General features: G+C 53.8%; 11 protein-coding genes. 3 read left to right on the top strand and 8 right to left on the bottom strand.

From position 1 onward, the window contains the following. Positions 1 to 12: 12 nt before the first annotated feature. From ppk2 to K8V32_RS10485, 6 genes are all read right to left on the bottom strand, one after another. Positions 13 to 930 (bottom strand): polyphosphate kinase 2, encoded by a 918-nt coding sequence (ppk2, locus tag K8V32_RS10510; protein ID WP_303906936.1) that lies wholly within the window; start codon positions 928 to 930, stop codon positions 13 to 15. Positions 931 to 1,125: 195 nt separating this feature from the next. Continuing rightward, positions 1,126 to 1,923, bottom strand: a complete 798-nt coding sequence (locus K8V32_RS10505; RefSeq protein ID WP_303906933.1) for a heme ABC transporter ATP-binding protein — start codon at positions 1,921 to 1,923, stop codon at positions 1,126 to 1,128. Continuing rightward, the gene (locus K8V32_RS10500) at positions 1,920 to 3,023 is read right to left on the bottom strand and encodes a FecCD family ABC transporter permease (protein ID WP_303906930.1); all 1,104 of its coding nucleotides are present in this window, start codon (positions 3,021 to 3,023) and stop codon (positions 1,920 to 1,922) included. The genes K8V32_RS10505 and K8V32_RS10500 overlap by 4 nt, the downstream gene beginning before the upstream one ends. Beyond that, positions 3,023 to 4,156, bottom strand: a complete 1,134-nt coding sequence (locus K8V32_RS10495) for a heme/hemin ABC transporter substrate-binding protein (RefSeq protein WP_303906927.1) — start codon at positions 4,154 to 4,156, stop codon at positions 3,023 to 3,025. The genes K8V32_RS10500 and K8V32_RS10495 overlap by 1 nt, the downstream gene beginning before the upstream one ends. Continuing rightward, positions 4,153 to 5,049 (bottom strand): HtaA domain-containing protein, encoded by an 897-nt coding sequence (locus K8V32_RS10490; RefSeq protein ID WP_303906924.1) that lies wholly within the window; start codon positions 5,047 to 5,049, stop codon positions 4,153 to 4,155. Before K8V32_RS10490 ends, K8V32_RS10495 begins: the two co-directional genes overlap by 4 nt. 36 nt (positions 5,050 to 5,085) lie before the next feature. Further along, positions 5,086 to 7,563 (bottom strand): HtaA domain-containing protein, encoded by a 2,478-nt coding sequence (locus tag K8V32_RS10485; protein WP_303906921.1) that lies wholly within the window; start codon positions 7,561 to 7,563, stop codon positions 5,086 to 5,088. Positions 7,564 to 8,532: 969 nt separating this feature from the next. Between K8V32_RS10485 and K8V32_RS10480 the strand changes: the two genes are divergently transcribed. Then, positions 8,533 to 9,213: a biliverdin-producing heme oxygenase gene (locus K8V32_RS10480; protein WP_303906918.1), complete on the top strand. Its 681-nt coding sequence runs from the start codon at positions 8,533 to 8,535 to the stop codon at positions 9,211 to 9,213. 211 nt (positions 9,214 to 9,424) lie between these two features. Here the strand turns inward: K8V32_RS10480 and K8V32_RS14645 are convergent, their stop codons facing one another. Further along, complete coding sequence (locus tag K8V32_RS14645) at positions 9,425 to 9,946, bottom strand: pyridoxamine 5'-phosphate oxidase family protein (protein WP_369681062.1); 522 nt, start codon at positions 9,944 to 9,946, stop codon at positions 9,425 to 9,427. A gap of 705 nt (positions 9,947 to 10,651) precedes the next feature. Here K8V32_RS14645 and K8V32_RS10475 point away from each other — a divergent pair. Further along, positions 10,652 to 10,774: a hypothetical protein gene (locus K8V32_RS10475; protein ID WP_303906915.1), complete on the top strand. Its 123-nt coding sequence runs from the start codon at positions 10,652 to 10,654 to the stop codon at positions 10,772 to 10,774. A 436-nt stretch (positions 10,775 to 11,210) separates the two neighbouring features. On the opposite strand, the gene K8V32_RS10470 is transcribed toward K8V32_RS10475, so the two are convergent. Further along, a complete protein-coding gene (locus tag K8V32_RS10470; protein ID WP_303906913.1) occupies positions 11,211 to 13,415 on the bottom strand; it encodes an HtaA domain-containing protein in 2,205 nt (734 codons plus the stop codon). 541 nt (positions 13,416 to 13,956) lie between these two features. On the opposite strand from K8V32_RS10470, the gene K8V32_RS10465 reads away from it, so the two are divergent. Then, positions 13,957 to 14,463 (top strand): hypothetical protein (locus tag K8V32_RS10465; RefSeq protein ID WP_303906909.1); only part of this gene is annotated, 507 nt, incomplete at its 3' end.

Raw genomic sequence — 14,463 nt, 5'->3', positions numbered from 1 at the left:
CTGGGGTGTGCGTTAGTCCCCTACTGCGTCGCGGCCACGCATGACCAACAGTGGGTCTGGCACCCCGACAACATCGTGGCTTTTACCGTCATAATCGAATTGGCTCAAGAAGTAGCGCATCGCATTGAGACGGCCGCGTTTTTTATCGTTGGACTTCACTGTTACCCAGGGAGCGTGATCTGTATCGGTGTGTAAAAACATCAGCTCTTTGGCTTCAGTATAAGCCTCCCACCGGTCGAGTGCTTCCAGGTCGACCGGTGATAGTTTCCATCGACGAACCGGATCCAACTGACGGATCGCAAACCGGGTGCGTTGTTCAGTTTGAGTCACCGAGAACCAGAATTTGATCAGATGAAAACCGTCATCAATCAGGAGCTTTTCAAACACCGGGGTCTGATTCATAAACGTCTGGTACTGGTCTTCGGTGCTGAATCCCATAACACGTTCTACCCCGGCACGGTTGTACCAGGACCGGTCAAAAAGCACGATTTCGCCGGCCGTTGGGAAGTGATTAATGTAGCGCTGGAAGTACCATTGGCCGGTCTCTCGTTCGGTTGGTTTACTGAGTGCCACGGTGCGAGCCGTGCGCGGATTCATATATTCAGTAAACCGTTGGATCGTGCCGCCCTTACCAGCGGCGTCGCGGCCTTCAAAGACGACGATAATTTTCTGGCCGGTATCTTCAGCCCAGTACTGCAGTTTCAGCAGCTCTATTTGGAGTTTATATTTTTCTAGCTCATATTGATCGCGGGATAGGCGTTCAGAATACGGGTAGTTTTCTCGCCAGGTTTCAACCGCCTTGCCCATCGGGTCGATCAAGTCCGGATCTGGAGTATGGCCGTCGGTCACCTGGTAACCGCCATCTCGCAATGTGTCGATAAACTCGCGCAAGTTTTGACGAGGTTGGTCGGGAATGAGTTCTTCGAACAAGACATACTCCTCAGCTGCGGCTGGTCAGAACGACGATACTTCCATTGTGCACTGCCAGACCAGAAAATACATGCGTCGACTCACGATCGAACCACCTCAGAGTGAACATCGGGTAAATAAAGAATGGACGACGTGTTTGCTGCGCTTGTGGTAATTTTGCAAACACGCCGCCCATCCAGCTTGTGTGGCATCCCTTTAGATGCTGCGTCGTGGCAGCACGATCGGTCGGCCGGTATCTGGATCCTGGATGATCCGCACCTGAATGCCATAGATGTCTCGAACCCGCTGAGCGGTCAGCACCTCAGCCGGGTGACCCGCCGCGGCCAGTTGACCCTTGTCCAGAATTGCTACCCGATCGGCGTACGCTGCCGAGAGAGACAGATCATGCAAGACGACGATCACTGCGCGCCCCTGAGCGGCAATAGTACGAGCGGTGGTCAACACGTCTTCTTGGTGACGTAGGTCCAGCGCTGCGGTGGGCTCATCGAGCATCACGATTCTGGTGCGCTGGGCAATAACGCGGGCCAGCGATACGCGCGCTTTTTCACCACCCGAAAGTGTCGGAAAGGTTCGCCCAGTCAGGTGCCCAACATCGGTCAAGTCAATGGCCTGTGTAATTGCCTCATCATCTGCTGCCGACTCAGCAGTTCCAATCCAGGGCGCCCGACCCATATCGATGACGTCGCGAGCGGTAAACGAAAACGCTACCTGGTTGGACTGCAACAAGACTGCACGAATCCTGGCGAGTTCTTTGGCATCCCAATCCGCCAGGTCACGCCCTTCAAGGCTGACGGCACCAGCGGTTGGGTGCAGGTCCCCAGCTAACAAACCGAGCAACGTAGACTTGCCCGCACCATTGGGTCCAACCAGCGCAAGTACTTCGCCGTAATTGACATCGAGACTGACGTCGTTGATGATCCTATGGCTGCCGGTTTGGTAGCTGACATTATGCAGGGCTTGTGCCACGGAGGTGTGTATTGATGTCACGGTCACGCCCAGCCTCCTGCGCCTCTACGATTGCGACGGATGAGCCAGAAGAAGAACGGTCCACCGACCAGTGAAGTCAGCATACCGATCGGTAGATCCGCCGAGGGAACTAAGGTACGAGCCAACAGGTCAGCGTAGACTAGTAGGGTGGCACCGCCCAGTGCTGACAGTATGAGCAACCAACGGTGTCCTGGACCGACCATCATGCGGATCAAATGTGGAACGACCAGCCCAACGAAGGCGATAATCCCCACAAAAGCAACACCGACACCGGTCAATAGCGCAACCAGGATGACCGAGAAAATGCGCAGCGTTTCTACTTTGACTCCGAGATGAGCCGCCGTGCGATCCCCCAGCGACAGCAAGTCGTATTGCGAGGAAAAACCCAGCGCAAAGCCCGTGGCTACTGCGGCGACAATGGCCACAACGGCAACCTCATCCCAGCGCGATCCGTTGAGTGAACCCAACTGCCAAAACACAATCTGTTCACGGCTTTGGGTATCACCGGCAAAGTTCACCAGGGCTAGTCCGGCTCCCGCAAACGCATTAACGGCAATACCAGTAAGCAACAACGTCACCACTTCGGTGCGTCCCTGGGCTCGTGCGGTGGCGTAGACAACGAGCGTGGCGAACAGGCCACCGATAAACGCCATCGCTGCAATGGTCCAGTTCCCAAAGACTGACATACCCAACGTAATCGAGGTGGCAGCGCCCAGTGCAGCACCGGAGGAGACACCGACAACACCTGGCTCTGCTAACGGGTTGCCAAAGATCGCCTGCATGACACCGCCGGCAACCGCCAGGGAGGCGCCCACCAGCAGAGACATCACCACGCGCGGAAAACGGATCTGCCACAGGGTTTGTTCCATGAGCCGATCATCCGGGGCCATGGCTGTATCAATGCCCACGGTTTGTAACATCGAGCCGATGACCTGGCTCGTACCAATCGGCAACTGTCCTAGACCAGCCGATAGGAGAACGCCCACGACTAAAAGCACCAGGGTAACAACAATGACCACCAAGTGTTTGACCTGGAACCAGCGCTTGGGCTTGTTGCGGGTCTCACGGTCCGTGGTGCGCACGTGCGCCTGATCTATCACAGCCATTACTCTTCGCCTACAAGATTCGCTACGGAGTCTGGCGCGTAGATGGCCCGTGCCAGAGCGTCCAGCACGTCGGCCGATCGTGGACCGAACGACAGAATCATGCCATCATCCATATCCACGATGCGCTGGTTCTCACCGGCCTTGGTAATAGCAACGGCAGGCTTCTCCTGAAGCAGGCCCTGGACGCCATCTACGGATTCGATACCGCCAGACATCGTCAAAATAAGATCCGGATTTGCCGCAACGAGGGCCTCATCGGTCATAGGTTTCATACCGTCCCAACCAAGCTCTTCAGCCACATCGACACCACCAAGCGCATCTATGAGTTCATCGGCCCCAGATTCCTCCCCGAACATGTAATACACCCCGGCGTTACCGCGCAGATAAAGGAACAACATCCGAACCTTGTCATCCTCGTTCTCGGGCACCATCGCGGCGATCTCATCGACCTTGGCATCAATCTCACCGGCCAGTTGCTCGGCCAGTTGTTCTCCGGTTTCGGGAGCACCGTACACTGCGGCAACTTGATGCACGAGGTTTTCGGCACCTTCAAACGAAGACTCGTTATCGACAAAAACAACGTCAATGCCCACATCGGTCAGTTGTTCGACGACGTCGCGCGGACCGACGGAACCGTCTGTGATCACGACGTCGGGTTCCAATCCGATGATCGCTTCGGCATTGACCGTATGGCCACCTGATGTCACGGTTTCAATATCTTCGGTGCCTGGGAAAGTCGTGGATTGATCCACACCAACCAGGGTGTCAGAAAATCCGAGCGCCCAGATGGTTGCCGCGATAGAACCCGCAATATCCAGGGCAACGACCCGAGTGGTATCGGTGATCTCGATTTCTTCGGTCGTTCCGTTGGATTGATATGAGGTCACAGTCGTGGGGAGGGTTTGTGTTGGATTCTCCGCAATAGGGTCAATGTCTGTACTTTGCACTACCGCTGTGGAAGGACCAACATAATCGCGCGGATTTTCAAGGATTTCGACTTCTTCCAGTGCTGGCTGAAATTGTTTCTGAAGCCCCTCGTGTCCGGTGTTGCTGCAGCCAACCAGTGTCAGCCCCGCAACCAGTGCGGTGGCAATCCAACCGAGCACGCGTGGCTGTTGTGAAGGTATGCTCAATGCTGATCCTCCATCAACTTGTGGATATCGGATTGGTCTACGCTGTGGCGTTTCCGACGCTGGGCAGCTGGTTTTCGGCCCCCGATGAATACACCGATGGTCAGGCCGATGACAAACAGGGCGAGCCCGCCCAAGGCGATCGGCAGCCACGGAATTGTTGGAGCTGGAATGATGGTCGGTTCCTGTACGATTTCTTCGGCCGTTGGTGGCTCGGCTGTATCAGCCACTGCTCCGCCATGGGCGTCACAATCAGCGAAATCGAAGTTCAACGTCAAAGGGTCAAGATCCACGCCGGCCTCATAGAAGCCAGCAAATGCAGCCGCACCCGAGTTGGTGAGTACGCTGGGCATATCTGCGAGTTCGACCAGGCCATCACCTACTTCGGGCTGCTCATCTAGGCTGACTTCGGCAACCCACTGTTGCTGGTCGTCGACCGCCAGGTTGCCCTCCATGTCGTTGCTTTTGGTATCCAACGCCAGGGCCGCATTTCCGTCACCTTCAAATTCGAAGGTCGGGTTGGCAATCGTCAGGTCTAAAACACCATCATGGCCACTGAATACGACCGTGCCGGTGAATGATACCGAGCCTGTGCCCGTTGATGGGTCATATGTGCCAGTGCCCTCGGACCAGATGAACTGCGGGGTCTCATAGTCGGCACCATCGGCAGTTTCCCATGAACCGTTAGCAATTGAGCCACTGATGTAAGACCGGAAGCTTTCCTTCAGTCCCCATTGCAGTTCAGCATTTTCAATCTGACAGATACCGGGGTCTGCTGGCTGGTCATCAGTTTCGGGACTGGCCAGTGCCGATGATGGTGCGACCAACATCGCAGTCGCCAACATAGTCGGTAATAGGGTTCTGGTCACACTGCGTGTGACTTGGGGGCTTGCCAAAAATACTCCTCGTTGCAAGTGATGTGTCATCGAGATTCAGCCTTGGAGGGCCCCAGGGACTTGGTTCCGGCGATGACGAAGTGTCAGTGCGGTCGAACAACCGGCAATACTCAGCAGGGCACCGGCGCTAGCCCACCACTCCCAGGGCTGCATACCCGAAGCAGCAATCAAGATACGATCGCCTAGGTCAGCGGCCAGTTCATCGATCGGTGCGATGGTAGCGATGGCTTCCGCAGGCAGAATGTCGATTGCTGCACCCGCATCGTGACTGCCCTGCAGGGTCAACACGTGCTCACCGGTTATACCCTCCGGTAAGGTGCCAGACCATTGGACAACACCGTTTTCATCCGCTGTGGCGGTGTCATCGAGAATCGTCGGTTCAGTGCCACCTGCTTGGTCATACAGCACCGCCAAGATTCCAGCGTCTTCGGCATCGAAGCCTTCAGCTTTGACTTTAATACGCCCGCCTTCACGGATACGATCTGCCGGAGTCAGAACTTCTAGACCTTCGGTGGTCGGTGCAGTCTCAGCGGCCTCATAAGTGGCTTCGTTTGTGCTGCTGCCGTCGTCACCTTGGGCACCAGCACCGAAGGCGGCGTCATTTGCCGTTCCAACGGTTAAGGTGAGCGGGTCGAGTCCAATGCTTTGGTGAGCGCTGATCCCTGCAAGTGCACCGTTGACTGGTACATTACTCCAGGTCACAGTGCCATCGTCATTGACGGTCTTTGTACCGCGCGAAAGGTCAAGCTGGTAGGAAGCCTGACCGTGGTTGGTCGTATTACCCGTGCTGATGGTTGCCGATGAGTCATTGTGCACAGTGATCGATGGGTTGGCAACCTGGAACATAGTCATGCCATAGCCGTTAAATTGGACCACCCCGGAGAAATTCACGGTACCGGTATGGTTCTCGTCATTCCAAGTTCCGCCGGTTGCCTGTGGGAATAGCCACCCGCTGCCAACACCGCTGGTTTCAATATTTCCACCCGCGCAGTGTTTACTTGGCGTTGGACAGCCGGAGGTCCCTGATTTTTCCGTGGTGTATTTGGCGAAGTAACTCGAGACACCCCATTTCAAGGATCCTGCTGCAGAACCAGTGCCGGTGGTCGTTGCAGGAGTCTCCGCATTCGAAGTTGACGACGAGCCGCCATCAGTCTGCTGACTGCCGACGTTCTTCGACGACGGTGTCTTGGCCACGTCCGTCTTGCTGCTGTCACCCACGGTAAACGTGATCGCGTCGAGCTTGTCGCCCGCGTTGTAGAATCCCTCGCCGTTGTGCGCAAAGAACGCTACTCCCTCGGAATGCAGCGTAACTGGTGCATTCTGATACTGCACCGCGTCACCTTGCAACGAGCTCATTTTTGCACCGGAAAGGTCAATGTTACCTATGGTAATGGTTTTGCCGTTGAAGTGTGTTTGTACTTTGGCAGACCGTGCATTTTCTACGACGATGATAGGGTTCGACAGCGTAACGTCCATAACTCCGCTATGACCATAGAAGTTCACGTTGCCGGCATACTGTATCTGGCCTGTGGCGCCATTCCACTTGCTCCCTCTAGCAGCTTGTGGGAAGGTAAAGACACCGTTACCACTTATTTGTTTTGCCCCACTCGACGGCGTAATCTTGCCATTGGCAATGGGGCCGACCACGTACTTACGGAAACTTTCCCGCACGCCCCACTGCAGGGAGCCTTCCACACCGCGGGTAGACGGCGCACTAGCAGTCGGTTCTTCTGTCGGCTGCGATGGAGTCGGGGTCGGTTGAGACGTCTGACCGGGATCGGGCTTTTCAGTTTCTTCAGGATCAGGGCTCTCCGGCTCAGATGGCTCAGGTACTGGCCCGCTCGTTGTAAATGAGAAGACCACATCATCCATGGCGGCACCCGGCTCGTATTTTTCGTTCAGGCGCGCATAAATGTCAGCGCCGTCCGGCGCAAATTCTGCAGAGGCGGTAATTTCACCCGTGTGAAGTTGGTCTGCTGAGAATGTTAGGTTCGCAATGTGCACACGCTGATCGGAATATTTCGGAAAAGCCGGTAAGGCTGACGATTGGCTCACAAGGGCCGTAAGTTTTGCAGTCTGTTGAGATGCCAACTCAATTTTCAGTTGGCTCAGAGTTTGGTCTAAGCCCCACTCGTCAGGGTTTGTATACCCCTTATGTCCCTGCGAGGTGATTCCGCCGTTGTATTCGATCGAGCCACTACCGTCTTCAATATCAATCCACCCGGATGCTTCAACGAGCGTAGCGCGATTATCTTGTGCCTCGCGCGCCGGTGCTTGCGGAATCGTATGTCCACCAACGAATGAGCGATTGAGATACGTTCGCCAGCTATCGCTAATCCCCCAGGTCAGTTCCCCACCCTCGACTGCCATCCGCGAGGTCGTACTCTCCGTCGCCGGGTCGTTGTGCGTCGTAGAGGCTAGCGCAAAAGCGCTTGATGCGATCGATAATACTGCGATCACGAGCATCAGCATTGATGTACGAAGCACAGGGTTGAGCGCGTATATTCGGCCCATCGGATGGGTCCTCCTGGACGTGAGTGTGTGTCAACGAAATCTTGATGCGGGACGGCCTTGGACGATCTGTTTTCAACACCAGATCCAAAAATGCTGGAAACAGATCGTCCAGGCCTCATACGAAGTTCTAGGACATAGAGGTGTCTGCCCTATCGGCTTCGCGTAGGTATCGCACAATGTTCAACGCACCGAACATGAACATCGAGATGACGACTCTCAGGACGACGAAAAGACCTGACAGTGCCTTCGCAATACCGTGAGAACCACCGGCGCTTTGGTGACCCGCAACAGCACCAATTCCAGTCGCACCGGTGTGACAACCTTCGACCCTGCGACAAGTCCTCGCATAAACTTGCGCAGTTTCAAAGGCAGCTTGCAGACGTCGTGACGGCACGAGGTCTGGGTGGTGGCAAGCATTGTCAACCGTGATTGAGCACCAGCCGAAAAGTACGTCAGACCAGAAAGTGAAGACCGGTTTCACATTCCTTGCTGCGTTCATCGGCATCTGCCCTTCTTATCTTTACTCGGATGACAAGCGTGCTTCGATTACCGAAGCCATGGATTCTTTTATTGGTCAGGCTTGCCTTACCTAACTGATAGAACACTATATGACCCCCACTTCACAAGCACAAGCACAATGGCCAACATTTCTGACAAAAACTTTCGAAATACGCCTAACCGAAGTCGAACCCCTAACAGAAAGAGCGAATTAATAAAACGAATACTCTTGATAAACTTTTATCCTCAATGAATACAAGGTGACGTTCATTACTAATCACAGCTCGATGGGCGACACCACCACGCAACGAAACTCGAATTCACGCCGGAATTGTGGGCACAAAAGCGATCTCTTGCTCCAGGGCTTCCGACACGTATGAATTTAAGTTAGGCTTCCCTAATGAGAAAACGAATCGCCCTCTTGTTGCGGTTTGATTCCTCCCCTAACCCATTCACATCACCGGAGGGAAAATGCCACATTCTAACCAGGCATCATCGCTAGCCGCTCGTGTCAAAGAACTGACACAAGAAGATCACCGTTCAGCAGAGTCAGCTTCGTTCATAACGGAACTGATGAACGGAAACCTCAGCACACGCGAATATGCGATGCTCGTTTCGCAGTATCATTTCATCTACCAAGCACTAGATGCTGCGGTAGAACATTTCAGAGATAACTCACAACGTCCGCAAGTGGTGCAATTATTCGATCCAAAACTTGATCGACGCACCGCAATCCTTGAAGATCTTCAGACATTACTACCCGAATCCGGATTGCATCCAGACCCAGTTGAACTGAAATCAACAGCTACGTACGCCCAAAGAATCCGTAATGTCGCGGGAGACCCTGCTCGTCTTGCCGCCCACCACTACCTGCGCTATCTAGGCGATTTATCCGGCGGTCTAGCTATTGCTCGTCTGATGCAGCGGCACTATCGCGTGCACGACCACCAGCTCAACATGTACACTTTTAAAACTATTTCGAAACCGAAGTTGTATAAAGACGCCTACCGCGAGAAGTTGAATAGTCTCGACTTCACGATCGAACAACAAGATGCTTTCGTTGACGAAGCAGCTTGTGGCTTCAGATACAACAAGGCTATCTTTGAAGAACTCGGCACCTTCTGCAAAAGTCTCACACCGGTGGCCGTGTAAGAGATTTTTGCCTTAACGCCACTGCCCTGGAACAGGTGAATGATCCAGGACAGTGTCAGGCCCCAGGAATTCATTAAACATTTACCTCGGGTGTTTCTTATGGATGGTCTGGCTTATCGCTGACGGGATCTTTCAGCTTTTTGATAGCCTCCCACCAATAAGTCTGATAAGTCCCGGTACAAGGCGGTATCCGAAGTAACCCGCAACAAGCTCACGTCGAAGTCCTCAGGCTTCGAATTGCCGAAGAAGGCCCCGGTAACTTTGGATCTGAACGCCTTCTTCTGCTCGACATCCTGGACGATAGTGGCAGTGCTGGTGATCGATATCCAAAAGCCTTTTCAATGATCGTGACATTATCCTGTTGGCCACCTGTCATTTCGCGAACCGCGGTCTTATCAATAAGGGTCATGAACCAGACCGTGTGGTACTTCTCAATTTCTTGGATCGCCATGGGACAACTGACGGGTTTTGCGTCAGCCTCCATGGTCGTTCGGATGCATACGTCTGCATCCGGAGTCTTCTTCAGCACGGTTTTGACAGAGCGTCGGTATTCAAGCTGACTCCTCGAACGTCGACACCTGCACTTCGTTGCGATGCGTTGAGTTGGCCAACCTAGCAGTCTTGAGTATTGCACAACACAGCTGAAGCCAGATGCACTGCAAATTTCACGCTTACACCGAGCTTGGCGTAAGTGAAGCCAACGACCTTGTGAACATGAGCGAGCACTCAGCATCACCATGAGATACACGCCTACGATCAGACAAGGGACGCCGCACACCCTGGCCACAGATGCCAGCGGTCACGTCGGCGGCCGACTGATCCTTGAACTTATAGCGACTGGATTCCCGATTCGCGCTCTCGCTCACAACGTGAGTCATCTTGACAACAGGCCGTGGTTCAACGGGTAAGCACCCGTGTCCTTCGAGATCATTCGGCATCTGGCCAAACGCCTCCCCTACCCTATTGCCGGGCCCGAGCCAGCTGAAGAATACTATTGCACCAATCGCCATCTGTCGTGACAACCTGTACTACCTGGCTCATGCCTGCGCCCCCGATCATCCAGATAATGCTTGTTAGAACAATCGGCGCGGACAATGCACCGTCTTTAACGCCGATGCTGGATCAGAACGCGCAGGTCGCCGGTATATTTCGACGAAAAATTCAGGCACTGCTCATCCCGCCCAACGCTTGTCGGAACTCTGGATTGGCATGATAACTCCCATACCCCCGTGGCATAGCCATACCCTTGACTGTTTCCATGGCGGAAGACGCTGTGACCGACGAACATGAGACTGCAAATCTCTCCCCAGCCCCACCGCGTGGACTGATCATGTATTGCGAAACTTACTATCGCGCCCTCACCCGGTAAAAACGTGGCCTGTGAGACGTCACCTAGGACGACGTGCTGGCAGTGCAATCTAGAAACCCCGCCGATTCCATGCCATCCGATCCAAAGTGGACGGAAAACACTGTCTTGACCGACGAACGCGAGCGCGAAGGCAACGCCTCACCCGGTGCCGCAGGGCAAGCTATAAAAACCATCGGTGACCCACGCGGATAGTACTCGGCATCGACTTTGTCGAAGAGCCGCGGACTCATGGCTCAAGCACTCTGCGGCTATTGACTTGCCAGAGGGTGAAAGGACGAACACCAGCTGCGGGTCAACAATCTTGTGGACTGGTGGCGGGTGGAGCCTGTTGAACTATTGGACCATTGCGGCAGGCACTTATATCAACAAGCAGTATTCTTACCGAACGAACTGATAGGCCGCCCCGACTGGCGTGTCATTCCGCCCTCCACGCGCTCATGTTCTCGACTATAGCCAAGAACATTCTTGAAACGACGCAGACTCAACAAGCTCCCTAACTCACGAAGCCGTCGGTTCCCATCGGAAAGTATGAGGCCCAGTCCATAACAGAACGTCATGAACTGGGCCTCTAGCAAGAGCTCAACAAGTCCGATACAAAATCGGTCGAGTTGAAATGAGCAGAAAAGCGTTACTGCTGCATACCGTTACGGCGTGCCCGGGAAGCAAAGAGTACACCGCCACCGGCTGCGAGTAACAACAGGCCGCCGATAGCAAGGACTACTGCCTCAGCACCAGTTTTCGCTAGGCCACCGGCCTTGTCCGCTTCGTTATCGTTCGAACCAACAGTCGTCGTCTTTTCGGAGTCATCACCGGTGTCATCGCCATCGTTAGCCTCCTGGCCTTCGTTGTCTGCCGCAGAGATAGTAATGGTCGACCAGCCCAAGACACCGTCAGCACCCGTCTCACCTGCAAAGTAGACAGCGAAACGATGTTCTCCGGTCACGTTATTTGGCAAGGTCACTTGAATCGATCCGTCGTCAGCGACAGTCGCAGTGTCGAACACGTACGGATCCGAGAACAATACAGGATCAACTTGCTCACCTGCATACTGTTCACCAACGTTTACCGTAATCGTATCTCCGGCCTGTGCACTTGTGGGAACGTCAATGTCTCCACGGTTGTTCTTGGTGAGGTCATCAACGTTGTGGCCTACAGCGTCAGCCGATGGAGACTCAGTCTCGCCTGGTTCAGGAGACTCAGTATCCCCTGCTTCCGGAGACTCATTCTCACCGGGCTCTGGAGACTCAGTGTCGCCTGGCTCAGGAGTTTCAGACTCGCTTGGTTCAGGTGTTTCAGTCTCGCTTGGCTCAGGAGTTTCAGACTCGCCTGGCTCAGGAGACTCAGTATCCCCGGGCTCTGGCGATTCAGAGTCGTCCGGATCAGGCAGCTCGGCCTCATCGGCAAAGCTGATCGGAATCATCGTTTCGTTCATGGGCTGTTGTGTTCCGCCAGCTGGGGTAGTAAATACCGCCAGTTGTGCACCCTCGCGCTGCTTTTCATCAAGCGTTGCTTTATCGATCTCGATTTCCCAGGTGAAGCTTGCAGTTCCATCTTCAGCTTCTTCCCAAAGCATGTACGGGTCATCACCATTGGTGTCCTGGACCCACACCGAATACGCGTTCGATCGTGCAGACGACGGCGCACCTTCAGATGGCCGCCAGTTTTCATCTATCCAGCCGATCTGAACGTAGAAGCCAGCCTTATTCACAGGGAGATAGGCTGGTGCATCAGCGGAAGTGTCGAAACCAGATCCGTGAATAGTAACGGTCTGACCATTCGGATCGAGCTCAGATGACGGTGTCACGGTCAGTAGAGCTTCTGCAACGACAGGGGCTTCGTATTCAAAGGTCCATTCTGAGGTCGCACCTTCGGTGAGCGCATATCCCTCTTCTGCTCGGGCAGTGACCTTTATCGGTACACCCGATTCTAGATCCAGGTCTCCGGGGGAAACGACTTCACCGTCGACGACATATTCGATACCCTCAACTTCTGGAATGGTGACTGTGCCACCGTTTTGTGCCGGGGCTTCAGGTGATACCTCAGTGATTTCTGGAGCGAGGGTGGCTGAAAAAGTTATTGGGTCAAGTTCTGAACCTGCCTCATAGAAACCGATAAATGCATCAACGCCATCCTCATGCAAAGTGACGGCTGCAGTACCGGACAATGTGTCACCCTCCACGGCAAAATCATCCGAGAACGTCAGATTGGCAAAGGCGACCTGCTTCTTGTCAATACCGGTAGCGGCACCATAGGGGTTCGCAAAGGCATCAATATATAGCACGCCGGTCACACCCGCTGCGGTTTCCTCAAACTCAATGGTCGGGTTCGTCAGATCAACGTTGAGTCCATACCCGTCTTCGTACTGGTCCCCGGCATGTCCTCGGTAACTGACACCGCCCGTAAAACTCACCCTGCCGCTGAGGGAATCGGCCTCTTTGAGTGAGCCTGCGCCGTCAGACCACGTCACAATCCCAGCGCTATCTGCACCGGTACCGCCGACGGCTGTAATGGAACCATTTGCAATCGGTCCTTTAATATAGTTGCGAAAAGATGATCTGATCCCCCAACTGATTTCGGACTGGGAAATTTCACGTTGACCACTTTCAGAAGCATCGGTCTGGACCATCGTCGAAGCGATGGTTGCCGCTACGCCTGCATCGGTTGCTGCATGTGCAGGTACAGAAACACCAGCTAGACCAGCAGTGCTCAAAGCAATTGCACCCATGAGCGCAGTAGCGCGGGTAGCAATAGTTACTCGACCGTCTCTGGACTTTTCAGGCTGGGTACAGCTCAGCGGCACCTGAGGCGCTGGTGGAAGTGATGACTTATGCATTTATCTGCTTTCCTCATAGTTGCCCCACTACTGCAGGTAGGGCAGAACTCATCAGGTTCAGCACATACTGAACCTATTTCTTTCAATCAGAAAAAGTCTTTTCGAATTTTCGACAAGACCTTCCCCTCGCAGCGATAGGCGTCAACTTTGAGACCCATCTCAGCCAGGGAGCCAACCAAACCACAAGCGCATAACTAATTTATTTAGGCAAGCCTCACCTATTGTAAAGCATATTAAGTCCGAAGGTAGGTCATGTAGACGAAAATTACGAGTTCCCCAACACTGCAATCGACTTTTAGGGCAACGAAAGTTCTCCTGTATAATCTTTCGCAATTCAAAGAGCAAAAGAACACCAAATGAAATGCAAAAGTTAACAGGGTGAAACGGGTTGCCAAACATAGAACATCAACGGTGGAATACTGCACTGAGCCGAGTCGCCGAGGTAGAGCGGAAGTCTCCTAAACTCAGATCACGATTCTTTCCAAGAACATTTACGTATTCGAAGCGATCTGCTTGGGCTACCGAAGAGGGCTTCGATGTCTTGCCCAGAGATCAACAACATGAGCTTCCAGGTCACGGGAAAACCCGTGCACGGGTGCGAGCAGAATCCATATTGATAGGAAAATTCGACGTCGAAGAAGAAATTCGACTCCGCGCCTTCTACGCTGCTAAGAGTCTGAGTGTTCGCTACCAGACCGGTGGAAAACGAAATGGTATTACTCGCACAGTCGATGCACACAATAAGGTGCGCCCCTACGCACCCGATCTCATGCCGACTATCTACGATCACGGGACCATTCGGAATCGTGCAGGCGCATACCTGGTAGAGGACACCGTTGTTGGAGAAATCGCTTCGCGCGCTCAGCTCGAATCTCTAATCGTCCCCGTTACCCAGCGCTTACGGAGAGTACATCAGGGTGTGGGAATCCAAGAGAAGCACTTAAGCAAGATAGTTGGCGGGGCATACAGGGTACGCTGGTCCAATTTGGTACAGGAGCAGAACATAAACCCAACAATCGATGACGCCGTACAACGACTGATCGATCGC

This window comes from Enteractinococcus helveticum (assembly GCF_020742345.1).
GTDB lineage: Bacteria > Actinomycetota > Actinomycetes > Actinomycetales > Micrococcaceae > Yaniella > Yaniella helvetica_A.
The sequence above is the reverse complement of the archived record's forward strand: the minus strand, read 5'-3'. Positions and strand labels throughout refer to the sequence as shown.

Excerpts from the sequence above, each read along its gene's own strand:
- K8V32_RS10475 (WP_303906915.1), top strand. The coding sequence starts at position 10,652 with ATGCCATCCGATCCAAAGTGGACGGAAAACACTGTCTTGACCGACGAA.
- K8V32_RS10470 (WP_303906913.1), bottom strand. The coding sequence starts at position 13,415 with ATGCATAAGTCATCACTTCCACCAGCGCCTCAGGTGCCGCTGAGCTGT.
- K8V32_RS10480 (WP_303906918.1), top strand. The coding sequence starts at position 8,533 with ATGCCACATTCTAACCAGGCATCATCGCTAGCCGCTCGTGTCAAAGAA.
- K8V32_RS10500 (WP_303906930.1), bottom strand. The coding sequence starts at position 3,023 with ATGGCTGTGATAGATCAGGCGCACGTGCGCACCACGGACCGTGAGACC.
- K8V32_RS14645 (WP_369681062.1), bottom strand. The coding sequence starts at position 9,946 with ATGCTGAGTGCTCGCTCATGTTCACAAGGTCGTTGGCTTCACTTACGC.
- K8V32_RS10485 (WP_303906921.1), bottom strand. The coding sequence starts at position 7,563 with ATGGGCCGAATATACGCGCTCAACCCTGTGCTTCGTACATCAATGCTG.